This window comes from Azonexus sp. GW821-FHT04F04, from assembly GCF_059420025.1.
The window spans coordinates 222,600-246,099 of sequence record NZ_JBWKSX010000007.1 but is presented as its reverse complement, the minus strand read 5'-3'; the positions used below and the strand labels follow the sequence as shown (position 1 = coordinate 246,099).

General features: G+C 55.3%; 22 protein-coding genes. 8 read left to right on the top strand and 14 right to left on the bottom strand.

Features of this window, described 5'->3' with window-relative positions; all coding sequences use genetic code 11:
- Positions 1 to 33: 33 nt before the first annotated feature.
- Positions 34 to 222 (bottom strand): arsenate reductase/protein-tyrosine-phosphatase family protein, encoded by a 189-nt coding sequence (locus AC07TV_RS15220; RefSeq protein ID WP_494649226.1) that lies wholly within the window; start codon positions 220 to 222, stop codon positions 34 to 36.
- A gap of 176 nt (positions 223 to 398) precedes the next feature.
- Here AC07TV_RS15220 and AC07TV_RS15215 point away from each other — a divergent pair, with 176 nt between their 5' ends.
- A complete protein-coding gene (locus AC07TV_RS15215; protein WP_494649212.1) occupies positions 399 to 1,097 on the top strand; it encodes a Crp/Fnr family transcriptional regulator in 699 nt (232 codons plus the stop codon).
- A gap of 168 nt (positions 1,098 to 1,265) precedes the next feature.
- Here AC07TV_RS15215 and AC07TV_RS15210 read toward each other — a convergent pair whose 3' ends face one another.
- From AC07TV_RS15210 to AC07TV_RS15190, 5 genes are read right to left on the bottom strand one after another with little or no spacing between them, the layout of a single operon-like run.
- Positions 1,266 to 1,859, bottom strand: coding sequence for a class I SAM-dependent methyltransferase (locus tag AC07TV_RS15210; RefSeq protein WP_494649225.1), 594 nt, complete (start codon positions 1,857 to 1,859; stop codon positions 1,266 to 1,268).
- A 28-nt stretch (positions 1,860 to 1,887) separates the two neighbouring features.
- Positions 1,888 to 2,340, bottom strand: coding sequence for a rhodanese-like domain-containing protein (locus tag AC07TV_RS15205; protein WP_494649211.1), 453 nt, complete (start codon positions 2,338 to 2,340; stop codon positions 1,888 to 1,890).
- A 38-nt stretch (positions 2,341 to 2,378) separates the two neighbouring features.
- Positions 2,379 to 2,720, bottom strand: coding sequence for a DsrE/DsrF/TusD sulfur relay family protein (locus tag AC07TV_RS15200; RefSeq protein ID WP_494649210.1), 342 nt, complete (start codon positions 2,718 to 2,720; stop codon positions 2,379 to 2,381).
- A 29-nt stretch (positions 2,721 to 2,749) separates the two neighbouring features.
- Positions 2,750 to 3,190, bottom strand: coding sequence for a hypothetical protein (locus AC07TV_RS15195; protein ID WP_494649209.1), 441 nt, complete (start codon positions 3,188 to 3,190; stop codon positions 2,750 to 2,752).
- Between the two features lie 29 nt (positions 3,191 to 3,219).
- Entirely contained in the window at positions 3,220 to 3,879 is a 660-nt protein-coding gene (locus AC07TV_RS15190) for an ArsR/SmtB family transcription factor (protein WP_494649208.1), read from the bottom strand.
- Positions 3,880 to 4,296: 417 nt separating this feature from the next.
- Here AC07TV_RS15190 and AC07TV_RS15185 point away from each other — a divergent pair, with 417 nt between their 5' ends.
- The 3 genes from AC07TV_RS15185 to AC07TV_RS15175 all read left to right on the top strand — a co-directional run bounded on the left by AC07TV_RS15185 (position 4,297) and on the right by AC07TV_RS15175 (position 6,583).
- Positions 4,297 to 5,535 (top strand): M48 family metalloprotease, encoded by a 1,239-nt coding sequence (locus AC07TV_RS15185; protein WP_494649207.1) that lies wholly within the window; start codon positions 4,297 to 4,299, stop codon positions 5,533 to 5,535.
- Positions 5,536 to 6,047: 512 nt separating this feature from the next.
- Complete coding sequence (locus AC07TV_RS15180; protein ID WP_494649206.1) at positions 6,048 to 6,416, top strand: IS5 family transposase; 369 nt, start codon at positions 6,048 to 6,050, stop codon at positions 6,414 to 6,416.
- Positions 6,413 to 6,583 (top strand): hypothetical protein, encoded by a 171-nt coding sequence (locus tag AC07TV_RS15175; RefSeq protein ID WP_494649205.1) that lies wholly within the window; start codon positions 6,413 to 6,415, stop codon positions 6,581 to 6,583. The genes AC07TV_RS15180 and AC07TV_RS15175 overlap by 4 nt, the downstream gene beginning before the upstream one ends.
- A gap of 321 nt (positions 6,584 to 6,904) precedes the next feature.
- Here AC07TV_RS15175 and AC07TV_RS15170 read toward each other — a convergent pair whose 3' ends face one another.
- Positions 6,905 to 8,395 (bottom strand): Fic family protein, encoded by a 1,491-nt coding sequence (locus tag AC07TV_RS15170; RefSeq protein WP_494649204.1) that lies wholly within the window; start codon positions 8,393 to 8,395, stop codon positions 6,905 to 6,907.
- 495 nt (positions 8,396 to 8,890) lie between these two features.
- Here AC07TV_RS15170 and AC07TV_RS15165 point away from each other — a divergent pair, with 495 nt between their 5' ends.
- A complete protein-coding gene (locus AC07TV_RS15165; protein ID WP_494649203.1) occupies positions 8,891 to 9,169 on the top strand; it encodes a type II toxin-antitoxin system Phd/YefM family antitoxin in 279 nt (92 codons plus the stop codon).
- The gene (locus tag AC07TV_RS15160) at positions 9,169 to 9,489 is read left to right on the top strand and encodes a type II toxin-antitoxin system RelE/ParE family toxin (protein ID WP_494649202.1); all 321 of its coding nucleotides are present in this window, start codon (positions 9,169 to 9,171) and stop codon (positions 9,487 to 9,489) included. The genes AC07TV_RS15165 and AC07TV_RS15160 overlap by 1 nt, the downstream gene beginning before the upstream one ends.
- Positions 9,490 to 9,694: 205 nt before the next feature.
- Here AC07TV_RS15160 and can read toward each other — a convergent pair whose 3' ends face one another.
- The 3 genes from can to purE form a co-directional block, all read right to left on the bottom strand.
- Positions 9,695 to 10,384 carry a carbonate dehydratase gene (gene can, locus AC07TV_RS15155; protein WP_494649201.1) on the bottom strand — a complete coding sequence of 230 codons (690 nt, stop codon included), beginning with the start codon at positions 10,382 to 10,384 and terminating at the stop codon, positions 9,695 to 9,697.
- Positions 10,385 to 10,905: 521 nt separating this feature from the next.
- Entirely contained in the window at positions 10,906 to 12,060 is a 1,155-nt protein-coding gene (locus AC07TV_RS15150; protein WP_494649200.1) for a 5-(carboxyamino)imidazole ribonucleotide synthase, read from the bottom strand.
- Complete coding sequence (gene purE / locus AC07TV_RS15145) at positions 12,057 to 12,578, bottom strand: 5-(carboxyamino)imidazole ribonucleotide mutase (protein ID WP_494649199.1); 522 nt, start codon at positions 12,576 to 12,578, stop codon at positions 12,057 to 12,059. The genes AC07TV_RS15150 and purE overlap by 4 nt, the downstream gene beginning before the upstream one ends.
- Positions 12,579 to 12,754: 176 nt before the next feature.
- Here purE and nhaR point away from each other — a divergent pair, with 176 nt between their 5' ends.
- Together nhaR and AC07TV_RS15135 are read left to right on the top strand one after the other, a co-directional pair.
- A complete protein-coding gene (gene nhaR / locus AC07TV_RS15140; RefSeq protein ID WP_494649198.1) occupies positions 12,755 to 13,693 on the top strand; it encodes a transcriptional activator NhaR in 939 nt (312 codons plus the stop codon).
- Between the two features lie 162 nt (positions 13,694 to 13,855).
- A complete protein-coding gene (locus AC07TV_RS15135) occupies positions 13,856 to 14,554 on the top strand; it encodes an IS5 family transposase (protein ID WP_494649224.1) in 699 nt (232 codons plus the stop codon).
- A gap of 114 nt (positions 14,555 to 14,668) precedes the next feature.
- On the opposite strand, the gene AC07TV_RS15130 is transcribed toward AC07TV_RS15135, so the two are convergent.
- The 4 genes from AC07TV_RS15130 to AC07TV_RS15115 form a co-directional block, all read right to left on the bottom strand.
- Positions 14,669 to 18,823, bottom strand: coding sequence for a PAS domain S-box protein (locus AC07TV_RS15130; RefSeq protein WP_494649223.1), 4,155 nt, complete (start codon positions 18,821 to 18,823; stop codon positions 14,669 to 14,671).
- Positions 18,730 to 20,925, bottom strand: a complete 2,196-nt coding sequence (locus AC07TV_RS15125; RefSeq protein ID WP_494649197.1) for an EAL domain-containing protein — start codon at positions 20,923 to 20,925, stop codon at positions 18,730 to 18,732. The genes AC07TV_RS15130 and AC07TV_RS15125 overlap by 94 nt, the downstream gene beginning before the upstream one ends.
- Before the next feature lie 117 nt (positions 20,926 to 21,042).
- Entirely contained in the window at positions 21,043 to 21,681 is a 639-nt protein-coding gene (locus AC07TV_RS15120; protein WP_494649196.1) for a response regulator, read from the bottom strand.
- Complete coding sequence (locus AC07TV_RS15115; RefSeq protein ID WP_494649195.1) at positions 21,662 to 23,458, bottom strand: sensor histidine kinase; 1,797 nt, start codon at positions 23,456 to 23,458, stop codon at positions 21,662 to 21,664. The genes AC07TV_RS15120 and AC07TV_RS15115 overlap by 20 nt, the downstream gene beginning before the upstream one ends.
- Positions 23,459 to 23,500: the final 42 nt, after the last annotated feature.

The following is a 23,500-nucleotide window of genomic DNA, read 5'->3' as shown; positions in this document are numbered from 1 at the left end:
AATTGCGGCGGCGGGAGGCCGGCCAGATGATTTTCAGGCCATACCCTTTGCCATGGCGGCCTGCTGGTTCCACGTATCGCTTTCTTTGCCGACCCGGTAACCGTCAGTGCCGCCAGAATCGACATCGATACAATTATCTAGGTGGGCATCATTAATTAACTTATGAGGAGCCGCCTCGGCGGTTGGCGCGCGACCAACATTGCCCCCGCATACGCAGAGGATTCGATAGGGGGGCTATAAATGGATCAGCAACTAGCATTTTGGTTAAACGATCCTGTCTGTCGCTTTGGCGTGAGAGCATGTCGCCCTCATCTGCTATATTTGATTCGCATCAAACTTGAATTGCGTTGGCGCTATTGTAACGATGTGCTTTTCAGAATTAGTTGAGGGAACTACGCATGCGAGATTACCAGCCGATCAATATTGAAACCTTTTTGAATCACGTTGCCCTGTTCAATAGCCTTTGCCCAGAGGAGATTACAAAGATCACAAGAGGTACGCGCGAAATACGCTGCGAGAAGGGTGACACGCTTTTCCATCGAGGCGATGTCTGTACCGGATTTCATATCCTGGTGTTTGGACAGGTCAAGCTATCGTTCACGTCCGAGCAGGGGGTCGAGAAGGTTGTCGAGGTGATACAACAAGGGCAAAGCTTCGGCGAAGCGATCATGTTCCTGGAGAAACCTTACGTTGTCTCCGCACAAGCGCTAAGTAGTTGTCTATTGCTACATGTCTCCAAGTCGGTGATTCTCGATGAGTTGGAATGTGATCACGGCTTTGTACGAAAGATGCTGGCGGGCATGGCGATGCGAATGCATCAACTCATGCTGGATGTTGAGGGATATTGTTTGCATTCGGGCAAGCAGCGCATCATCGCTTATCTGATGCATGAATTGCTCGAAAGCCAACTCCATGATGAGAATGTGGTTCTCGAACTTCAACTCAATAAAGGTGTGATTGCCTCCCGCCTCAATCTGACGCAAGAACACTTCTCGCGCATCCTTCATGAATTGAGTGACCTAGGGATAATCAAGGTTGAAGGGAAACGGATTCTAGTTCCAAGCGTTGAGCGCCTGCACAAGCATCAGTCGACATAAGCCACTGAGCATGGTTGCACAGTAGCGCGACGGCGACATGCATGCGTTCCTATGCCAGTAAGTTCTACCTGCCGCAGTGGGGTGGATGCTCTGCGGCCAGACGAAAGTCAGTGAAAGTGCGGCAGGCAACAGTTACCAGAGTCGCTAACGCATTAACTTCGTGGGTATTCACGACGTCGCGGCGCCCCCGATACTGCCTCTATTAGCAGGCCGTTGTGCCAGAAGCCCAAAGTGGTACGGCGCAGCCCATCCGAGGTCCACATTAATTACAGAGTCAAATCCAACCTCGGACAACCAAGTTGCACAAGGCTCAGGCCCGGGACGAATCGCCATCGGTGGCCCGCGTGGGGTTTCGATGTCGCTACGCCAATGAATCACAGACAGTATGCCCCCTGGCTGCAGCGTTCGATATGCTTCGCGTAGCAGGGGGAGCGGCTCCTCAATGTGGAGGAGATTGAAGAGCATGGCATGGCCCTGAGAACCGTCCTCGACGCCGGTGCCATGCGCTACAAAGTCGCGTAGTGCTGCCCGAACGTTCGACATTCCCATGGCGTGGGCACGCTGTTCTACCTGGCTCACCATATCAGGTTCAATATCGAGAGCTGTTACCAGCCCCCGCGTACGACTTGCCGCTGGCAGGGTAAAAGTACCGTAGCCACACCCAAACTCGACCAGGTTGTAGCATCCTCCCCTGGTTACCTGAAGGCGGTCCAGAACACCTTCCGGGTCAAAAAACGAGGCCCAGTAGGCCTCGTCCGGCATGCCGCTCTCGCGCCCCTTCATCGTGCCCTCAGTGCTTGGCCTGGCCGGTGGCCTTGGCGGCGGCATCAAGACCGCCCTTCGCCTTCCACTCGGCAAAGCCGCCTTGCAGGATACTCAAGTTGTCGTAACCGGCGATGCGCAGCGCAAAGCCAGCCTGCGCGGACAGGCTGCCGGTGTTGCAGTAGATGAGGACCGGCTTGTCCTTCGGAATGCTGCTTCGCTTGGCCAGCACTTGCCGCCATTCGATGTTCACGGCACCCGGAATGTGCTCCTTGGCGAATTGGTCCTTGTCGCGGGCGTCGATAACGTAGAACCGCTTCCAGTCTTCCTTGGGAATCTGCTCCGGGAAGATGGTGGCGCCACCGTAATCGACGAAGTCCAGATACTCCTCCATGGCCTTGACGGCTTCTTCATTAGCCATGGCCGGTGCCGTGACCACGGCGAGCGCCAACGCAGCGGCGCGCATCAATTTGAATGACATCTTGTCTCCTGTCGGGATTGTTGTATTGCGTTGAGAAATCAGAACACCAGCACCTTGTCGGCAGCCGCCGTCCATTCGGCGAGTTCCTTCAAGGTGCTGCGCCGGGCACCGTCGACCACGTGGTCTTCACTTAGTCCGCGAGCGTCCATGCAGGTGCCGCACAAACCCACCTCAGCACCGACCATGCGAACCATGTCGCCAGCGTTGTAGTAGCCCTCCGGAACCTTCTGGCCGCTCCTGGCGCAAGCCACCGCATCGCCCATCAGGAAAATGCGAACCGATTGGCCTTCTATCTTGCCAAGGGTGCGGGCCAAGCGCAGGGCGTTGTAGCTGCGTTCCGTTCCGTACGGGCCATCGTTGAGGATGAACAAGGTGTTCATGGTGGGCTCCCTGGTTGTTGTCGAGAAAGTTATTTGCCGCCGGCCTTGATGGTGGCCTTGAGGGCATCAAAATCCTTGCGTACGTCTTCCTGGAAGAGCAGACCGGACTTGGCCTGCTTCGGCACGCTTTCCATGTCGAGAACGTCGGCGACGATTTGATAGCTGGCGGCACCGTTGAAGTCCTTGCCATCGGCAACGATGAGTTGGGTGCCGTAGAAAACGGCCGGAGCAGGCAGACCAGGGGCCAGGGTGGACGGCAGCAACTGGATGGGGACGCGGTACGTGTTGGCGATTTCAGCGGCCACTTGCAGGTTGCCGTTGCAGCGCTGGCCCGGTGGATCCTTGGCGATGAAGGTCAGAACCGTCAGGCCGTTGGCTGTCTCGGCACCAGGCACGGCCATTGATACTTCGGCGGTCATGGCTGAGAAAGCCAACGCGCCGCATAGAGCAAATGTGGTTAGATGTTTCACGAGATGTCTCCTCTGTTGTGGATTTGACTTCAGTTCTCGATGGGCTGGCCGCCGGCGCTCCATTCGGTGAGGCCATCGGAAATCTTGTGGGCGGTAAAACCGCGTTGCCGTAGCAACTTCACGGCTTCGTCAGACATCAAGCAGAACGGACCGCGGCAGTAGGCGACGATTTCCTTCCCCGGTGGCAGGTCGGCAAGTCGCTTCTCAAGTTCGGACAGAGGTATTGAGCGAGCGCACGGCAAGTGACCAGCGGCGTATTCGGTTTCCGGGCGAACATCGATGACCACGATGTCGCCGCTACGTGCCTTGGCCAGCAGGGACTCGCGGCTCTCAGACGACAGCGCATTGGGGGCTGTGGCCATCTGCTCCAGGGCGACACGCAATTCGACCAGGTGTTCTTCGGCAACCTCACGGACATTGACCCACAACTCGGCAACATCCGGGCCGCTCAGGCGGTAGTGGATGAACTTGCCCTCACGACGGGTTTCAACCAGACGAGCTTCGCGCAAGGCGCGCAAATGGGCGCTGGCCAGGCGCATGTCGATGCGAGCTTGCTCAGCCAGCGTCTCAACGGTCTTCTCGCCCTGCGCCAGTAACTCAATAAGTTCCAAGCGCTTGGGGCTGGAAATCGCTTTGCCGATACGAGCTACGTGTTCGTAGAGGTCGGATTTGGTGACGGTTGGTTTCATGTGTACAATCTAACGAGTATTGGAGTGTATGTAAACCATCAACTGGAGATGATCGTCACCAGTCAATTAACAGACGCTGAATGCATGGGTTTACTTTGGCCGGCTCTGGCCGGGAGTACGTGTTGACCATGTACCACCTGTCACTGGCCGTTGCCGATTTGGATCGAGCACGAACTTCTGAAATTGGGCGAAGCTAGCGAATATGTGAAACCAACCGGTCACTCAAGAAATAATTTAGCGGACATTCTTTCTGTCCGTCTACTCCTTGATTGATAGGGAGATTCTTAACCGGAAGATTCAGCATTTGACTCCGCCTTGAGATGCAAAGGCAACTGGAAGGCGACCAGTGCTGGGCCGACGACAAGATGCCAGTGATACAATTGTCATATCCAAAATGACTTAACAGGGAGAGGTAAGATGTCTGAAGCCACGCTGGCAGCTAGACCGCATACACTGTCGATGAACGACCTAGTTTATCCGAAGGAAAAAACACTGGGGATGATCACGCTGGTGCTGGGTTTGCTCGCCTGGGCCGGGTTGATTGTCGGAACAGTCGGTGTTGCGCTCATCGGTTTGGCCGTGGGCTTTGTTCTGTACCTGTTTCTCCAATCAACGCTGATCGCCTATATCAAAGGCAATGGCGTCGAGCTGACCCATGAGCAATACCCGGATCTCTACGAGCAGTTCGTATTCTGTTGCGACCGCCTTGAAATCCGTGATCGCCCGCAGGCCTACATGCTGAACGGAAATGGCGGACTGAATGCCTTTGCAACCAAGTTTCTCGGTACCCAATATGTTGTTTTACTCTCGGATGTGGTCGATGCCATGGCCGGCCACCCGGACGGCGTGCGTTTCTACTTGGGGCACGAACTTGGCCACCTGCGGCGCAAGCATCTGACCGGCCATCTTTTCCGCTGGCCCATTCTCTGGCTGCCACTGCTTGGCGCTGCCTATTCTCGTTCTCGGGAAAGTACTTGTGACCGTCATGGCCTTGCCTGCTGCTCGACCCCGGAACATGCCGCACGTTCCCTGTCGGCACTTTCCACTGGCGCCCTCCGCTGGCAGGATCTGGATATGAAGGCCTACCTGAAGCAGATGCACCATACGACCGGATTCTGGATGTCCTTCCACGAATTGACGGCGGGCTACCCCTGGCTGACCAAGCGCGTTGCACGGGTGATCGACCATAACGCCGAACTCCCCTCACGCAACGGTTTCGCCTACTTGTTGGCGGCATTTATTCCTTATGCTGGCCGCATGGGCGGCGGATTTGGCCTGTTGATGCTGGTGTACGTGATCGGTTTGTTGGCGGCGATTGCGATCCCTGCTTATCAGGACTACACGGTCAAGGCAAAGCTCACTGCGACTATCCAGCAATCAGAGGTTGTACGGGATACGCTTGGGAAGTACTTCCTGAGCCATCAGAAGATCCCCGCAAACCTCGAGTCTGCAGGGGTGGCCAATGAACTTCCGAATGGCACCGTCGTGCACATGGATAGCAATACCATGGTGTTGACCCTGACAACCGCTCATGGCGACCTGATTTACGCGCCTTCGCGTGGTGCCAATGGAGAAATTGTCTGGAATTGCACGAACGGCAAAGGGTTGAAGGCAACTCAACTGCCGCCGGTGTGCCAGGCAAGCCCGAATCGCTGACACTCCCATCGAAAGGTGAAAGTCGATAGCCAGGGGGGATGCGCGGCATTGCGCCGCTCGTTTTCGCCAAGCGAATGCTCCCCGCAAAAGCATCGCTGGAATACTTAGGTTGTAGTCAGTTTTCCCTTCTTTAACGCCTTGGGAAATACTGGAGTCCGCCCTGTTTGCATATCGACATGCTCGGTTGCGTGCGTCATCATTCATGCATTGGGTGCAATTCCTCCAGAGGACACCTGCTTGCCCATCTAACAATCTCCGAATTGCCGGCCATTTGTCATCAAAGAAACTTGGGGGGAGTTCGATATGCCAGAGTCAAATTCTGTCTCCCGTCGGCATCGCTATGTCCCACAGTTTTATCTAAAGACGTGGCAAGCATCCGATGGCAATGGGATATGGCTGCAATCTTCACCTGTTGAACGTCACAGATTGAAGGCTTGGCAAACTAGGGGCGACCATCTATGTTCACAAACGGATAATTGTGTTTACATCCTGTCTTTTGGGTTGAGGACGGGATGCCGAGATTGTTATTACGCGACGACCAATTGTTGCGAATCGAACCAATGCTGCACGGCAAAGCCGGGGATCGTGGCCGTAGCGGGGCAGACAATCGCTTGTTTGTCGAAGCAGTGCTCTGGATGGCAAGAACCGGGGCTCCGTGGCGTGATCTCCCGCCAGGCTTTGGACCATGGAATTCGGTGTTCAGACGCTTTTCGCGTTGGGCGGACAAAGGTGTCTGGCAGGCGCTTTTCGCCACGCTCTGCGAGGACGCAGACTTCGAGGAAGTGTTTCTCGACAGTACGATTGTGCGGGCGCACCAGCACGCAGCCGGCGCACCCAAAAAAACGGGCAACAAAGTCTTGGCCGTTCTCGTGGGGGCTTGAGTACCAAGATCTATGCGGCGGTTGATGGGTTGGGCAATCTGGCGCGATTTCGCCTGACCGGTGGCGAGCGACACGACATTACCGAGGCGGCCAACCTGATCGAAGGCATGCCCAATGTCGGATCGGTTGTCGCTGATACCGTCAGACCATTTGATGGTATCAACTGAGGTAGTTGAAGGACCTGTTCACTGATACCGTCACCAATATCATCAAAATCGGCGGGCTTGTGTGAGATAGTGTAAAATCGTGCGGGATTCTAACCTGTTGTCAGGAAAAGGGTTTCAAGCAAAACCGGAACGCCTTGGGATGTCCTGAAACGAAGCTAATTCACTCCCACGAAGATGAGTTCTCTCATTTCAACCCCCTGGATTCAGTCTACCTCCGATGGCGCAGGTTACAAGCCTATCGGGAACTATCCAGCCAACATTTTCACTACCAAGGCCTGCCACCCCAGCAGGTCTTTGATGTGCGGAATGATATGCAGCAAATCATTCGACGTCGGTGAGTTCAGTCAATTCGGTCTTGGCCAAGCGTTCGACAAAATCAAACGCTTCCTCTGGCACCCGGCCTGCCAGTTTTTTCCGGCGGTTGTTGGATACCCTGCCTCCGTTCTGTAGCGCTGAAACGATGAGTAGGTGCAGATCGTTTCCGCGGATATCGAACTCGTCGTTGACGGTTTTACTGATCCGGTCAAAGCTCGCCAAGAATTCAGTTTCCTGACGGAGATCGACGCTCAGCGCCTGCTCCGCCATTCGGTAACCGAATTCGACGCACTGTGTCGCGTCCCAAAAACGGTAGATAGAATCGGCACCTTTAAATTTGAAATCAAACAGGTCCTCGTCGGCCCAGTAGACATCCCACAGCTTCCGTGCGGGCTTCGAGAACGATTGGAGTGCCTCCAGGTATTCCGTTTCATGGCGTTTCATCGCGACGGATACGGGCAACAGCAGGCCTTGATCAAGCCTTCCTGATTGGCATAGGGCATGGTGGAATAGGAAGCGCGACAGACGTCCGTTCCCATCCATGAATGGGTGCAGGTAGACGAACCCGAACGAGGCCACGGAGGCGGCTACGATTGGGTCGCTCTGACGTGGGAGGGAGTTGGCCATGTCCATGAACGCAGGCATAAGTTTGGAAAGCAATTCCGACGAAGGCGGAACGTAGGTCACACTGCCCGCCCCCCTGAGCCCCCCCCCTCGCAGCCAGTTTTGTTCATGGCGAAAACAGGCTGCTTTTTCATAGGGGTTGCTGATTGTCGCGGATTGCAAGTCGGCCAGGTATTCCTCGGTCAACTCAATTTTTTCGTGGGCCTGCTGGAGAAGGGCGACAAAGGTCTCTGCCTTGCTCTGGCTCGGCGCTTCCCGCTCAATGGCGAAAGAACTATCGGTCTCGCTGAGGTACGCCCAGGAGAGGGTCCGATCCGCATTGGTCGGACCCAAGGATTCCAGAAATGCCTTCGTCCGTCCAAGGACGTCGCTTGCGATTCCATCCTTGACCAGTTGGGTAAGGCGGACTACCGGACAGTACTCGGCAGAGCCGAGACCGTTGAAGTTGATTCGCCACTTGGCATCCTTGCGCACGATTCCGGTGACGTAATCCGCGGGGTCGAACAGATCACCGTACGGCCCGGCAATGGCTGGCAGGTTGGAAAGTTCGCCGTTGGCGAACCACTCCCAGAGATAACACGCTTTCCGGATGAACAAGCCGGAGGGCGATTCCCGCAAACGGGCGATGAGATCCTCCCCGGCAATTTTCGGCATGGTTTCGGCGAGTATTTGCAGATTGATTCCCTCATAGCGGAGGGCAAACAGCAAGTGTTCAATGGGGTGGCCGGATTTCGGGGCGACCCCCTTGGGTACCTGTAGTTCATCCTGGACGTCCAGTATCCGGCTCACCGGACGGATACTGGCGGGATGGGCGACGGGAAACACCGAGAGCCCGAGTTGGGTCCGGAGGTATTCGTATCCGATGGCGTCCATGATTGCACTCCTGCACGGAAAATTTTAACTAACCATGGATTTTTTTATTTATTTGCCAATCCGTCAAGATTTTTTTACTCGTTTTCACCAAGGGCTATGGCGAAGCGTCGAACAACGGAAATTTTTCACATACTGAAGATTTCTTTAATCTAACCATCCTTGGTACGGATTTTCTTAAGGTCATCCGCAAAAGGGTTCCGGGAAATTGCATCACTGTATAACTCGCCAAGGCTTGACCTTTACGACGGTAGGCGTGAATTTCTGATCTCAGCCAATAGAAAGGAGATTCACAATGAAAGAATACCAGAGCCTCAAGCCCCTCTCAATTCCGGTTGAGTCGCTTGCGAGCGATATGGCGAAAGCCCCATTCTGTTGAGGTTTGGGGCCTTTTCTGACAGGCAGAAGCTGTCTACGAATTCGACGGCAAGCCGCGATCCCATTGACGTCAACCAAATTCGGTACTAAATTTGGGTCTAGTGAATTCCAGGAGGTAACATGCAGTCAATCGCCAACATCAAATCCATTTCGTACCTGAAAAGCCATGCGGCACAGATTTCTGAAGAATTGGAAATGAACGGGAATCCGTTTGTGATCACCCAGAATGGTGAGGCCACCATGGTGATTGAGGGCGTCAAGCAGTTTCAGGAAAAAGAAGCGCTCATTGCGGCTTTGAAAATCATCGCCTTGGGCGAGAAAGACCGCTTGCAAGGGAAAGGCATTCCCGCTGCCGAATCACGGGCGCAACTGCTGGCTGCTCGTCAAAACCGGAAATAATGGCGGTCATCATTCTTCCCGATGCCCAGGCGGACTTGCTTTCGCTTCAGGACTACATGCTCGACAAGTGGGGCGAAGCCGCATGGCTGAAAGCTGAGGACGAGATTTTCGAAAAACTGGAGAAAGTTGACTCCGGGATTTTCAATGGAGCGCCAGTCCAAGAACTTGCGTCAGTGGGCATCTTGGATTACCTGAACGTTTACACCTCGCATCACAAATTGGTCTACCGACGCATCGGCAGTGATACCTATGTGTACCTCATTGCTGGACATAGGCAGGACTACCCCACGATTCTGGTGAAACGGTTATTGAGTCGGTGATTTGGCGAAAGCACCTCTCCAGCAAGGTTTGGGGGCTTTTCCGGACAGGCAAAACTGCCTGCGAATTCGGCGGTAAGCTGCGATCCTTCAAAATCCTTGCAGCGCAATAACCCCAAGAAAAATGCCCCTCGAAATCAACCGATTTTCAGAGGGGCTTGCCAGAGCCTGGGTCACCCGAGATGGGACTGTAAATATCACGTGGTGTTTATACCGAAGCGAAAGAGGAAGCAGGTGTTCGGCGCGCTGCGCCGACTGCCGAACCTGCCAATACCTTGACGTAAGCCTGATCTACCTCGTCGCGAAGATGGGCGCTCATGCCTAGGTCGACCAAGCGACCGTCCCGCAAGTCATAAATCCAGCCGTGCAACATCAATTCCTGACCTGATTTCCAGGCTTCGCTCACCGGTGTTGTCCGCGCCAGATTGCGTACCTGTTCAATCACGTTCAATTCGCACAGTTTTGCCCACTTGCGGTCGTAGTTCGGGATGCAGTCGAGCAGATGCGCATGCCGCTCACGCACGTCCTCAATGTGCCTCAGCCAGTTATCGATCATTCCGTTGGACTGCCCGTCGAGGGCTGCGCGTACGCCGCCACATCCATAGTGGCCACAGACAATCACGTGTTGCACCTTTAGTACCTGAATGGCGTAGTGCACGACGGAAAGGCAATTCAGGTCGGAATGCACGATCACATTGGCGATGTTTCGGTGAACAAACACCTCGCCCGGATTCAATCCGGTGATCTGGTTGGCAGGCACCCGGCTGTCAGAGCAGCCGATCCAAAGATATTTGGGTGCCTGTAATTCGACCAGTCGCTTGAAGTAATCAGGATCTTCTTGAAGTTGACGAAGGGACCAAACGCGGTTTTTTTCGAAGAGTTCAGATAGATATTTCATGGGCCATTCTGTTCCTGTAGTTGTTCGTGAAGTTAGGCAAGCGCAGCGAACGGGTAAAGCACCCTCTTGTCAGGATGCAGCGTGGTCAATAGCTACATAAAGATCTGCTTCGGTATCTTCGATCACCAGGTCCTGCATCTTCGGGGGGAGGTGACTTGGATGCGACAGCATTTGTCTTCGCCACCACGGGGGCCATTGACATCGAAAAGACGCGCAGCGATTTTGCGAACGTCGTAACAGGCCCATCCAAGAACAAAAATGAAGCATCGTTCGGGATGTTGACGCAGGCTCTCTGTCAGTTCAAACCCTCTTTCCTCAAATCCATATGCATGATGCTCATCCATTTGTGCTGGTAATAGAGTTCATCGTAGAAAAAAAATAAACATCGAACCAGACGAATATATTTGATCAATACATCGAATAAATCGATGCTATTCCGTACGATGTTCAAGAACAAAAATTACCGTACAAAAGCCTTGCAAACACCGCTGCATGTGCAATCCAATGAGCCTTGGCTCTATTCAGCACTCACTAAGGCCGATAGCTTCTCGAGCAGCCATCGCAGTTTGGTAAGGCTTTTCGATCGTTTCTCCGAGCACAGTAAAATGCCCCATCTTGCGGCCCGGTCGGGGTTCGCTCTTGCCGTATAAATGGAGCTTCAGGCCCGGGTATGCGAGTAGTTTTTCCCAATCTGGCTCGGATGCCTGCTCACGGTTGTTGGCGAACCAGATATCCCCCAGAAGATTGACCATGACTGCCGCGGAATGCGCGGTGACATCGCCGAGTGGCAGGCCGCACAATGCCCGAACCTGTTGTTCGAATTGGTTGGTAAGGCATGCATCCAAGGTGTAATGCCCCGAGTTATGAGGCCGTGGTGCCAGTTCGTTAATATAGAGTTGGCCATCGACGACAAAGAACTCGACGCTTAGCGTGCCGACATAAGTCATGGAGAGAGCGATCTTCTCGGCGATCGCTTTCGCCTCGATGGATAGTTCACCGGCTGCGCCGCTTTTGGCGGCAACTATGGAGTGATCGAGGATGCCTTGCTCGTGATGGTTCTCGGCGACCGGAAAACATTTTACGGCGCCCGACGCGCACCGTGTCAAGACGAGTGACAGCTCATAGTCGAGCGCCATTTTTTTTTCGAGAACACAGGGTTCGTTCTTGAACTGGCAAAAGGCAGCCAAAGTCTCATTCGCATCATTGACTAGAACCTGGCCTTTACCGTCGTAGCCAAAGCGGGTCACTTTGAGAATGCCGGGGAATAAATCCGTTGAGGCATTCAAAACATCACCTTCGGAACGGATATCTGCGTAGGGCGAGTGCGGAAAGCCGTGTTTTTTCAAAAAGCCTTTCTCCGCCGAACGGTCCTGGCAAATAGCCAGTGCTTCCGCGCTCGGCTGTACTGGCACGAAGGTGGCAAGGTAGGCCAAGGTCTCGGCGGGTACACTTTCGAACTCCGTGGTGATTGCCGCACAGCTATTGGCCATGCGCGACAGTGCTCCCCGGTCATCATAGGCTGCGACAATATGCATGTCGGCAATACGTCCCGCCGTGCTATTGGTGTCCGGGTCCAGAACCATGACCCGGTAACCTAATTGCTGTGCGGCAATAACAAAATAACGGCCCAATTGGCCGCCGCCGAGCATGCCAAGTATCGCTGGTGGCAGGATCATTCTGGCCTCGGCAGTTGTATGGTCTGCACTTTGTCTTCCTGGCGCTGGCGGAAATCATGTAGTTTGTCCGCCAGTTCGCCACTCAGGGCATCCATCCCGGTCGTCAGCATGGCAACGGCAAGAAGCGCGGCATTGGCAGCACCGGCTTCGCCTATGGCAAACGTTGCCACGGGCACGCCTTTGGGCATCTGGACGATAGAAAGCAGGGAGTCCAGTCCTTTGAGGTGTTTCGAGGGGATCGGTACGCCCAGAACGGGGAGGGTGGTTTTGGCCGCCAGCATGCCAGGAAGATGTGCTGCGCCACCTGCTCCGGCAATGATGGCCTTTAAGCCACGTTCGCGCGCGGTTGAGGCGTATTCAAACAGGAGGTCGGGCGTTCGGTGAGCCGAAACCACCCGGGCTTCATAGGAAACACCCAGTTCATCCAACATTTTGGCTGCAACCTGCATCACGGGCCAGTCGGAATCCGACCCCATGACGATTCCGATCTGTGGGTAATTCTTGCTCGATTTGCTCATACTTTCTCCGCGTTAACACTACTCGCAGCGGAATATAATCATGAATTATTCAGCGATCCAGTCGAATATAATTTACTGAAACATCCATTTTTTGGATGTTTCAAGTGGCATTCGAAGCGTTGCCTTCGCCAACGTGGCGTTGTGGCAGATGCGTTGTTTTTATTCCACAAGACACCATGGCAACACTCAATTTCAAACACTTGCGGTATTTCTGGATGGTCGCAAAAACAGGCAGCATTGCTCGTGCTGGCGAGCAACTCCATCTAACCCCCCAATCAATCAGTGGTCAGCTTGGTGAATTTGAGGAAACGCTCGGAACGAAGCTCTTCCGCCGTGCTGGGCGCGGACTGGAGTTGACCGAGGCAGGGCGACGCATCCTCAGTTACGCCGATGAAATATTCACCATTGGCGACGAACTGCTCGATGTGGTTCGCGACCAGGCCACGAAAAAATCACTCCCGTTCAAGATCGGGATTGCAGACTCCGTATCGAAGTCGGTTGCTTGCCGCTTGCTTGAGCCCGCACTGCATATTCAGGAGCCCGTTCGACTCATTTGCCGGGAAGGACGTTTGGCAACGCTGTTGGCGGATCTCTCCGTTCACCGTCTGGACATGGTCATCGCGGATCGATCGATGCCGACGAATCTGAACGTGCGTGGCTATAGCCACTTGCTGGGTGAGTGCGGAGTGACAGTTTTTGGAGCGCACTCTCTGGCCGGAAAGTTGATCGGAAAATTTCCAGCATTGCTTAATAACGCTCCCTTTCTTTTGCCTGGGGATGATGTGGCGATCCGCCCCAGGCTTCTTCAATGGCTAGACAGCAACGATCTCAGACCATTCGTCATAGGGGAGTTTGACGATAGCGCACTGATCAAAGCTTTTGGGCATACAGGTGCGGGACTATTTGTGGCGCCGACCGCAATAGCAGATCAGGTTTGTCGGCAGTACAACGTCGTGGCACTTGGTTGCATTGATTCGGTGGTTGAACAACTCTATGCAATAACAACCGAAAGACGCTTGACGCATCCGGCAATTGTTGCGGTTAGTGAGGCTGCGCAAAAAGTAATGTTTAGTATGACTGCTTCACGGCAGAGCAAGGCGGGTCAATCAAAATAATTGACATTGCAGCGGTCTACCAGGAAAAACTGCAAAAAAAGCAACGGCGCCTTCGGGGGTGATATTTAATTGGCCGCTTGAAGGCAGATCAATTCAGCCTCACATGCAATCCGCTGGTAAACTCTTCGCCGCTTGGCCCCGTTATAGAAACCCTCATCTTATCTGCCAACATTGTTCCCCCATCAAGCATGGTCAAGAAACTGTGCGCAGCTGGAGCGTCATCAACTGACGGAATTCATCTTCAACGCCATCAATCATCACCTGGCCGAGAGAGGCTTGTTGCTCCGCGAAGGCACCATTGTTGATGCCACCCTGATCGCCGCTCAGCCATCTACAAAGAACAAGGCGGGCAAGCGCGATCCGGAAATGCACCAAAGCAAGAAGGGTAAGCAATGGCACTTCGGTATGAAGGCACACATTGGCGTTGATGCCGATTCGGGGCTGGTGCATACCGTCACAGGTACGGTGGGCAATGTCAGCGATGTCACGCAGGCCCAGGCGCTATTGCACGGGGAAGAGAAGATGGCGTTTGGCGATGCCGGCTATCAAGGCGTTGAAAAGCGTGAGGAAAGCCAAGAGGCGACCGTCGAATGGCAGGTTGCCATCAAGCCGGGCAAACGTAGGCTTCTCGACGGCACAGAACTGGGTAGGCTGGTCGAACAGCTTGAATACGCCAAGGCCCGTATTCGAGCCAAGGTCGAACATCCTTTCCATGTCGTGAAGAATATCTTCAAGCATAGGAAGACCCGTTACAACGGCTTGGCTAAGAATACGGCTCAACTCTTCTCTCTATTTGCCTTAGCCAAACTGCTGCTTGCCCGCCGGAAGTTATTGGGTGCCGGCGGCCAAGTTGCGTCTTGAAGACTCGAAACAGCCTAAAAGCAGGACGATTTCGCCTTGTTTCGATGAAATCAGACGGGATCGAACCAAAATCGCCATCACTCAGAGGGGTAGATTGAATAAATCAGCGTTTCCCTAAGTATTTTCGACCTTGCGGATCCACTGTGCGACAGTCGATATAAACTGATTGGGATCGACTGGCTTTGTCAAAAAGTCATTCATTCCGACCTTCAGACATTTCGCCCTGTCCTCGGCAAAGGCATTGGCGGTCATGGCAATGATCGGCGTCCTGTTCAACTCAGGCAGCTGACGAAGGTGCCTAGTTGCGGTCAGGCCATCCATAACCGGCATCTGCATGTCCATCAGGATCACGGAATAAAAACCTTGGCGTGCAAGCTGTATCGCCTCGACCCCGTTATCGGCCACATCGACGAGAAACCCGGAATCCTGCAAAATTTCCCGGAAAATTTCCTGATTAATCGGTTCGTCTTCGACGAGCAGCAACCGCCGCCCAGCCATACCGAAGGTATCAACATGATGCATGTTGGCTCCAAGTCGCTGACTGCCGCGTGTGCGTTTGACGATTTCGACGGACCGGTCTAGCCAGACAGTGAACCAGAACGTGCTCCCCTTGCTGACCTCGGACGATGCGCCAGCGCTCCCCCCCATCATTTCGGCCAGTTGCCTGGTAATCGCCAAGCCCAAACCGGTACCTCCATACTTGCGGGTCGTGGAGTTATCGGCTTGCTGGAATGCGGAGAACAAAGTCGGAAGGACAGGGGCAGGAATGCCGCACCCCGTATCCTCAACCTCGAAGCGCAGATGAACCCGGCCCTCCATTTTCTGGAGCACGCGCATACGCAAAGTGACGGCACCTCGGTCAGTAAATTTGACCGCATTGTTGGCCAGGTTGAGGAGGGCCTGGCGCAATCGGGTGAGATCGCCCTTTAGCCAGTATGGAACAGGCTGCGAGTCGGTAACGATCTGTAGTCCTTTGTCGATAGCCCGCTGCTCGATGAGCGAGGCGACACAGGGCAACAAGTCATTCGGCGCGATAGGCACTTCTTCCAGCGTCAGTTTCCCGGCCTCGATTTTCGAGATGTCCAGAACGTCGCTAATTACTTTCAGGAGATGTTCGCCAGCCGACTCGATCTTGTTCAGTTGGTCAGACTGTTTCTCGGACAGCGGTGTCTTGCGCAGCAAATGGCTCATGCCGATGATGGCGTTGAGCGGCGTGCGAATTTCATGGCTCATGTTGGCAAGGAATGAGCTCTTGGCATCGCTCTCCTGAATTGCTTCATCGGCCCGCTGCGCCAGTTCGAGATTCAGGGAGTTGATCTGTCTCTCCTTGGCCCGCCGCACGCGATTGTCATTGAATGTGGCGCGTATGGCGACGAACTGCCCATTCTCATCGCTCACGATTTCCATGCTCACGAGTGCCGGGAATATCGAACCATCCTTGCGCAGGAAATCGTAGTCCTGGTCATGGGCGACACCCATGCCTAGCAACACTTTCTGGCGCTCTTCGTATCTCTCTGTTTCGTAGGAGGCCAACAAATCCCGCACCTTTAGCGAGCCAGCCACTTCGGAGCGCTCGTAGCCCAAGAGCCCCAGCGCAGTGTCATTGATCGCGGTAATCCGGTCCTCAGCGTCGAAGGAGAGATAGCCGCAGGGCGCCTGGTTATAGAGCGAATCAAGCTCCGCCGTACGGCTCTGAACCATTTGCTCGAGATTTTCCTGATAGGACTTTAGCTGCTCGTCAATTTGCCTTTGTTCAGTGACATCTTCCTTGATTGCCAGGTAGTGCGTGATCTCACCGTCGGATTGCCGAACCGGCGTGATGATTTCCTGTGAAATGTAGTCCTGCCCCCCCTTGGTCCGGTTGATGAACTCCCCCCGCCAAACCTGGCCAGCATTCAATGACGCCCACAGACTGGCAAATGTTTCTGGCGGCGTACGTCCGGAATTGAGAAGGCGTGGATTTTTCCCTAGCAGTTCCCCGGGTGCATAGCCGGTCGTTTCCGTGAAGGCGCGATTGACGTATTCAATCTCCGGCTTGGTGTTCGTGATCATGATGCCGTCCGGGCTTTGCTCTATGGCCAGATAGGATCGGCGCAATTGTTCCTCGGCAGACTGCTGGGCGGTGATATCGACCAGAGCCCACAGCGAATCGCCATTGCGCAGTTGGCTGCCACCAAGCAGGAACCAGCGCTTGCTGCCGTTCCGGTGCAGTAGCGGTATTTTTCCGCGCCATATCTCGTCATTGGCCAGTTGTGAGTAGGCAACCAAAAGGCGCCTGTTAGTTTCTTGGTCAGGGCAAAAAACATCGGTTGACTTGCCGATCAGGTCATCAACTGGATAGCCCAGAAGATTTTCACAGGCGGCATTGGCCCAGACGAAGTGGCGGTTTCTAAGCTTGACGAGCCCAACGATACCGTTGTCAAGCATCGCCTGTTGTTCTTCAAGCGTGCTTTCCAGCCGCGATTCGGTTTCCTTTTGCCGGGAAATATCACGCGATATGGCGAGAATGCCGACGATCTGCCCACCCGGGCCCAGCAGTGGTGCGGCATGGGTTTCGACATGCCGAGGCGAGCCCTTCAGTCCAATGCCTCGGTACTGCAATACCCCACTCTGACCGCCAAGTACCTGTGATGAGAATGCCAGATAGGCCGCGCGATCCTCACTGACGACAAGCTCCTCAATCCGGATTGCCAAGGCGTGATCCAGATTGTCCGCCTCGATCATCTCGATGCCGGCCGGGTTGATCTTGCGCAGGCGCCCCTCCAGATCGAAGACCTTCACACAATCCGGCTCGCAATCGAAGATTGCCTTGAGCTCCGTCTCCCGCTGCTGCAAGGCGGTTTCGGCAAGGCATTGAACGGTAATGTCGCGCAGACTGAGCACGATCCCGCTGACCGTGCCGTCGGTGAGAAAAGGCGATGTTTCTAGCGTATAGAAACTCATGCCGTCGGCACCCTGGATCTCGATCTGGACTTTCCGGTTCTCACCGAGCAGGCTGGCCTGCACCTCCTGCAGAATCGTGCAGCGCGCCGGGTCCGGAAACAAGTCCAGAATCGGCTTGTCAACCAGTTCATCGGCATCGCAATTGAGCAGGTAGCCGATCGCCGGGTTAGCGATCACGCAGCGCCAATGGGGGGAGAGCAAGATCAAGGCGGTTTGGCTCGAACGGACTATCTTCCCGTAGGACTCAAGTTGTTCGCTGTGCTGTTTCCGCTCCCGCACCAATGCGTCCGCACTCTTTTTCTGGCGGAGCAAAACTACTGTCAGCAGGCTGGCAACAAAAAATGCCACACCGCCGATCAGGCCGGCCACCGTCAGCGTTGACTGCCACTCGGCCAAATATTGCTGACGCGGTACGGCAACGATGGCGCTGACCGGATAATTACCCAGTTTCTGCAATGCCCGTGCCCGAATCTGTGCATCAAATTCGGAAGGCCCGACTTCAACCCCGCTGCCAACCGATGAATGAGCGGCGCCGCCCAACAAATTGCCGGTGGATTGTTTCCCTATCTGATCGGGCAACATCGGATAACGCATCAACAGTCGCTGTTGCTGGCTCCACAAGGAAATGGCTGTGCCAGCCGGCCAATCAATGGCGTCATAAAAACGGGAGAATTGCTCGTCAATGCCGATACTGACGCCGACCACACCCAGGAACTCTCCCTTTTCGCCCAGAAGGCGACGGGCCATCTGCAACGACCATTTGCCACTGGAACGCCCTTTGATCGTTTCCGAGAAAACGGTGTCGCTGGTCGGTGTGATCGACAGCTGGCGGAAATAATCCCGGTCGGAAATACGGGTTCCTTCGGGGGCGCTAATCGCACCCAGCAACAAATTTCCTTCGGCATCGCTGATGAAAATATTGACGGCCCCGGATAGCGTTTTCAGGAAGGCCATCAAGCTTTGATTGAGCGCCACCTTGTCACTGTCGTGGCGCCCAACACCCTGCGCCGCCAGAAATTGCCGAAACCTCGGATCGTTGCTCACGCCTTGCAGGGCCAGGTCGGCCGCCTTGAAACTGCCATTGGCGTGTTCGGCCAGCAACAGGGAATAGTTGCGCACCGAAAGGAACATCTTGTTTTCCGACTCGCGATAATCGCCCCAAAGTTTGGTCGCCAGAATCGCATAAAGAAGGAAAAGCCCTCCCCAGAGCAGGACCAGGCGGATTTTGAGGTTCATGGCGCCTCCCCGGCAGAAAGAAAGTTGCGCATCCAGGTTTCGGCCTCTGACGCCAGTGCTGGTCTGCAAATGAAAAAGCCTTGGGCGCATTGGCAACCCAGGTTCTCCAGGATGCCGATTTGCTCTTCCCTCTCGACACCTTCTGCGACGGTGCGCAGCCCCAGGGCGTCCGCCATGGTGATCACGGCCTGGACAATGGCTCGGTCGGAGGCTGAGGTTTCAAGGTCCTGAATGAAACTGCGATCGATTTTCAGGCAGTCGATGGGCAGGCGATGCAGTTGGGCCAAAGAGGAATAACCGACCCCGAAGTCATCGACCGAAATGCTGATCCCGCGCGCGCGCAGGTGATTCAGCATTTGCATCGTTTCAATGCCGTCTGCCGTCAGTGTCGATTCGGTGATTTCCAGTTCAAGGCGATGGGGGTCGAGCCCATGCCGTGCCAGGGCAGCTTCGATCATGCCCGGAAAGTCGGCCCGAATTTCGCTCGGCGAGATATTCACCGCCATCTTCGGCACATGAAGCCCGCTGGCATCCCAGGCATTTAACTGGGCAAGGGCCAGGTCAAGCGCCTTGCGGGTCAGTTCGCTAATGAAACCTCGCTGTTCGGCCAATGGAATAAAATGATCCGGCGGCAAGATGCCGAAGTGCGGATGGCGCCAGCGCAACAGGGCCTCGACACCACAGAGCTTGCCGTCGCCCAATACCGTTTGCGGCTGAAAATGAAGCAGCAGTTCGTCACGCTTCAAGCCTTCGCGCAGATCGTTGTCCAGTGCCTGCATTTCCTCGGCACGGTCGCTCAGTTCTTTCGAATAGAGGCAGGAACGATGCCCACCGCTCTGCTTGGCGCGATACATGGCGAGGTCGGCATGGCGCAGCAACTGATCGCCCAGACGACCGTGCTCGGGGAAGAATGCCGCCCCGATACTGGCACTGAGATGGAGCTTGTGGCCCTTGGCCAAGACGGGTTCTTCCAGTGCCGCAATGATCTTGCCGGCGACCTGCAAGGCTTCGGCACTGTCGGAAATATCTGGCAGGACGACGGCGAATTCGTCCCCGCCCAGACGGGCCACGGTATCCGAACCGCGCAGGCAGGCATTGAGCCGCTCTGCCACGATGACCAGTGCGTCATCGCCGACATCGTGCCCAAGCGTATCGTTGATGGGTTTGAAGCCATCGAGATCAATGAACAGCACCCCCAGATTGGCGTTGCGGCGCAGGGCGAAGCGAACGTGCTGATCCAGGCGGTCACGGAAGGTGGCCCGGTTCGGCAAGGCAGTCAGCGGGTCACGGGTGGCCAAATGCAGGATGTGCGCTTCAGCCACCCGGCGCCGCTCGGATTCCTGCTCCAGATAGATGATCCGGCGGCGCAGTTCAATCTCGGCAATGGCGCTGCTGGCTAATGTCTTGAGGGCGCGCCGCTGAGCATCGGAAAGCTGCCTGGGCTTGTCGTCGATGATGCAGAGCGATCCCAATGCCTCACCGGAAGCGAGGACCAGCGGCACACCTGCATAGAACCGGATGTGCGTTGCCCCCGTCACCAGTGGGTTGTCACAAAAGCGGGAGTCGGTCAGCGCATCCGGCACCTCCAGCATCTCATTCATCAGGATTGTGTGGGCGCAGAAGGCGACCGAGCGCGAGGTTTCCCTTAGGGATGTTCCGGTATGCGAGAGAAACCATTGGCGGTCGGCATCGACCAGCGAGATCAGAGCAATCGGCACATCGGCGATTTCGGCGGCCAGGCGGGTCAGGTTATCGAAGACCTCCTGTTCCTGGGTATCCAGCAAATGGGTGCCATGCAGCATTTCCAAACGCCGGGCTTCGTTGCCCGGCAACGGGGGGAGCCAGGCATTCAGTTTTTCCAGGCAGGTCTCGTATTCCAGGCTTTTATCGAAAAACCCATTGGCGCCCAGTTCCTGGCAGGCAAGCCGCAAGGCTTGGCCGGTGTTATTGGTCAGAATCAGGACCCGGGCGCCACAGCCCGCTTCCCGAATACGTTTCAATACCTGAACCCCACTGCCGGGCGCCAGGGAAAGATCGAGCAGCACCGCATCCGGATTGGTGCTGAGGATCAGATTGACGGCTTCGCCTTCTTCGGTGGCGGTGCCGATGATCGAAAAGCGCGGCTGCTGGGCCAGCAGGTGTACCAGTTGGGTCCGAATGAGTTCGGAGTCTTCGACGATGACGAGCTTCATGGGTATCTCCTGCAAGCGTTAATTCACACGTGCAGTGTTGCCGATGCCCTGTCAAAAATATGCCGGGTTGCCCTGATGCCGGCCTAAGGCTTGCCGGATTCGTGCGTAGGGGAAAGCCTACTTGTTGTCGGCGATCAGGCCGTGGCTGATGCAGTAACGAATCAGTTCGGCATTGCTGGAAACCCCCAGCTTTTCGAAGACACGGGTTTTGTAGGTGGTTACGGTCTTGGGCGACAGGTGCATCAGCTCGCCAATTTCGGTCAGCCGTCTGCCTTCGGCCAATTGCACCAGGACACGATGTTCTTGCGCCGACAGTTCCTCGTACGGGGCTTTGGACGACTCTCCCGCCATCAGGCCGGCCAGTCGCTCGGCCAGGGTGTCCGTGATATAGCGTCCACCGGCCATCACCCTCTCCAGGGCCGTCACCAGCTCTTCAGCGGCTCTGTCCTTGTTGAGGTAGCCGGCTACCCCCATTTGCAGGGCGCGGGTTGCATAGGCCGCCTCTGCATTCAGGCTCAGAACAAGAATGCGCAGATGGGGCGCCGCTTTACGCAATTGGGAAACGCTCTCCAAACCTTCCGCATCCGGCAGGTTCAGATCGACGACAGCTGCCAGCAAGCCATCACGGCGCGCCAGTTCCAACGCTGTCGCAAGGGTTTCGGCCTCGACCACCTCGGCGTCCGGCCAGCGCTGGACGATGAGTTGGCGAACGCCAATGCGAACGATAGGATGGTCTTCAAGCAGCAGAATTTTCATCGGGCAACTTTTCAGCAGTGACAGGCAGGACGAGACTTAGTGTAACGCCATGGTGGGGCGTATTTGTATAAGTCAACCTGCCCCCCATGAGTTCGGCGCGCTCCAGCATCCCCGCCACGCCAAGCGCCCCCTTGCGTGTCGGTCCATCCTGTATGCCAACGCCATCATCGATCATGGAGATTCCGTAGGTTCCGCCATCAGTGCGCGCCCCCTGAACGACAAAGTGGGCTGCCCCGGAGTGGCGTACTACATTGGTGCAAGCCTCCTGGATGATTCTATAAACCCCGAGCGTCTGACGTTTGGACAAACAATCACAATCTTCCAGATTGACGCTATACAGCACCCGAACCGGACGTAGTGATGTATCCAGCAGTTGCTCTGCCGCAGCTTGCAGGCCAAGGTCATCAATCAACGGAGGGCGGAGCTCTGCGGCAATGCGTCTTGCTGTTGCGACGCCAACATCGAGCGCTTCAAGCAGCCCCTTTTCCTGAGCCTCTGCCAAAGTCCCTTTGGGAAGCCCACGGAAAATCATCTTGATGCCGGTCAGCACGGCGCCAATCTGATCGTGGACCTCGCGTGAAATACGTTGCCGTTCCGCTTCAACTGAATCCTCCAGTTGCGTCGCGAAACTGGCAATCCGCTCCTTGGCTTCGACCAATTCGCGGGTTCTTACCGAAACCTGCTGTTCGAGGAGACGGCCGTACTCATCGACTTCGGTCAGCGTGTCTCGCATTTGATCCAGTTCGACAATGCCGGTTGAGTGCACTGGTGGCGACGCCCCGCCGAGAACCGCCTTGGTGGCATCAACGGTTTGACGCAATGACTTGGCAATGCGCCGGGAAACGATCACCGCAGAACCCAAACCAATCAGCAGCAGGGTTACACCCCAGAGGACATTTACCAGCACCTCCTGTTTGAGAGGTTCCAGTAGCAAGTCCTTCGGCACCCCCAACGAGAGATACCACCCCCATTCTCCAATTGGCCGGAGAATGGTTCTTGTAGGGACCCCCTCTTTACTGATGCCATCCCACACACCCGCAGTTTTCTTCTCCATTGCTTCAATAAGTAGAGGAGGGCCTGCCTGACCGACATAACGCTCCGGAGCGTGCGAACGGGCGACCAGAATCCCATCCATGCCGATCAAGGAAGCGATCCAGCCATCTGGCAAGTGACTAGGCTGGAGAAGGGCATTCAGCACCGCCGTGCTAATGACGGCGCGCAAACAATAGGCCACCTCGCCATCGCGAATGACTGGCACACCAAGGGCGACGACAATCTGATCGCTGATGGGCGATTTGAAGGGTGCGGAAAGCACTGGCTTTCCAGTTTCAAATACTTTTCGAACAGCCAGAATGTCGCTGGTCGGAAATTGCTGGCCGAATGGGCGCAGGGTCAGGAAAACCATCCGGTTGTCCGGAGCAATGAGCGATATGGCGGCAATATCCGTGTCAAGTTCCTGGATGCGGCGCGCATATCGGTAAAGCCCTTCCAAATCACCTTCATTTGCCGCATTGGAAATAGACAGGCTTTGCACATAACCCAGCGACTTGGCCAAGCGGTCGCGAACCTCCGATGCCAGCGCATCACCTCGCTGAACCAACTCGGTTTCAATCGCAATGCGGCGCTCCTCGGCATAGCGATAGGATGAATACGCCGAAAACAAGAGCAAGGTTAGCGTCGGTAGAAGTACCAGCAACAGTAACCACGCTGTAATGCTCGCCCGGATTTTCATAGGCACCTCGCTGCTTGTTTTGATGTTTGTCTTGATTGATGACAATACTATCAGGGCGATACAGAGATACCGTCACCGCAAATGGGT

Excerpts from the sequence above, each read along its gene's own strand:
- AC07TV_RS15180 (WP_494649206.1), top strand. The coding sequence starts at position 6,048 with ATGCCGAGATTGTTATTACGCGACGACCAATTGTTGCGAATCGAACCA.
- AC07TV_RS15165 (WP_494649203.1), top strand. The coding sequence starts at position 8,891 with ATGCAGTCAATCGCCAACATCAAATCCATTTCGTACCTGAAAAGCCAT.
- AC07TV_RS15160 (WP_494649202.1), top strand. The coding sequence starts at position 9,169 with ATGGCGGTCATCATTCTTCCCGATGCCCAGGCGGACTTGCTTTCGCTT.
- AC07TV_RS15130 (WP_494649223.1), bottom strand. The coding sequence starts at position 18,823 with ATGCGCCCAAGGCTTTTTCATTTGCAGACCAGCACTGGCGTCAGAGGC.
- AC07TV_RS15125 (WP_494649197.1), bottom strand. The coding sequence starts at position 20,925 with ATGAAGCTCGTCATCGTCGAAGACTCCGAACTCATTCGGACCCAACTG.
- AC07TV_RS15190 (WP_494649208.1), bottom strand. The coding sequence starts at position 3,879 with ATGAAACCAACCGTCACCAAATCCGACCTCTACGAACACGTAGCTCGT.
- AC07TV_RS15120 (WP_494649196.1), bottom strand. The coding sequence starts at position 21,681 with ATGAAAATTCTGCTGCTTGAAGACCATCCTATCGTTCGCATTGGCGTT.
- AC07TV_RS15205 (WP_494649211.1), bottom strand. The coding sequence starts at position 2,340 with ATGTCATTCAAATTGATGCGCGCCGCTGCGTTGGCGCTCGCCGTGGTC.
- AC07TV_RS15170 (WP_494649204.1), bottom strand. The coding sequence starts at position 8,395 with ATGGACGCCATCGGATACGAATACCTCCGGACCCAACTCGGGCTCTCG.
- AC07TV_RS15200 (WP_494649210.1), bottom strand. The coding sequence starts at position 2,720 with ATGAACACCTTGTTCATCCTCAACGATGGCCCGTACGGAACGGAACGC.
- AC07TV_RS15150 (WP_494649200.1), bottom strand. The coding sequence starts at position 12,060 with ATGATCCTGCCACCAGCGATACTTGGCATGCTCGGCGGCGGCCAATTG.
- purE (WP_494649199.1), bottom strand. The coding sequence starts at position 12,578 with ATGAGCAAATCGAGCAAGAATTACCCACAGATCGGAATCGTCATGGGG.
- can (WP_494649201.1), bottom strand. The coding sequence starts at position 10,384 with ATGAAATATCTATCTGAACTCTTCGAAAAAAACCGCGTTTGGTCCCTT.
- AC07TV_RS15185 (WP_494649207.1), top strand. The coding sequence starts at position 4,297 with ATGTCTGAAGCCACGCTGGCAGCTAGACCGCATACACTGTCGATGAAC.
- nhaR (WP_494649198.1), top strand. The coding sequence starts at position 12,755 with ATGGCAACACTCAATTTCAAACACTTGCGGTATTTCTGGATGGTCGCA.
- AC07TV_RS15210 (WP_494649225.1), bottom strand. The coding sequence starts at position 1,859 with ATGCCGGACGAGGCCTACTGGGCCTCGTTTTTTGACCCGGAAGGTGTT.
- AC07TV_RS15215 (WP_494649212.1), top strand. The coding sequence starts at position 399 with ATGCGAGATTACCAGCCGATCAATATTGAAACCTTTTTGAATCACGTT.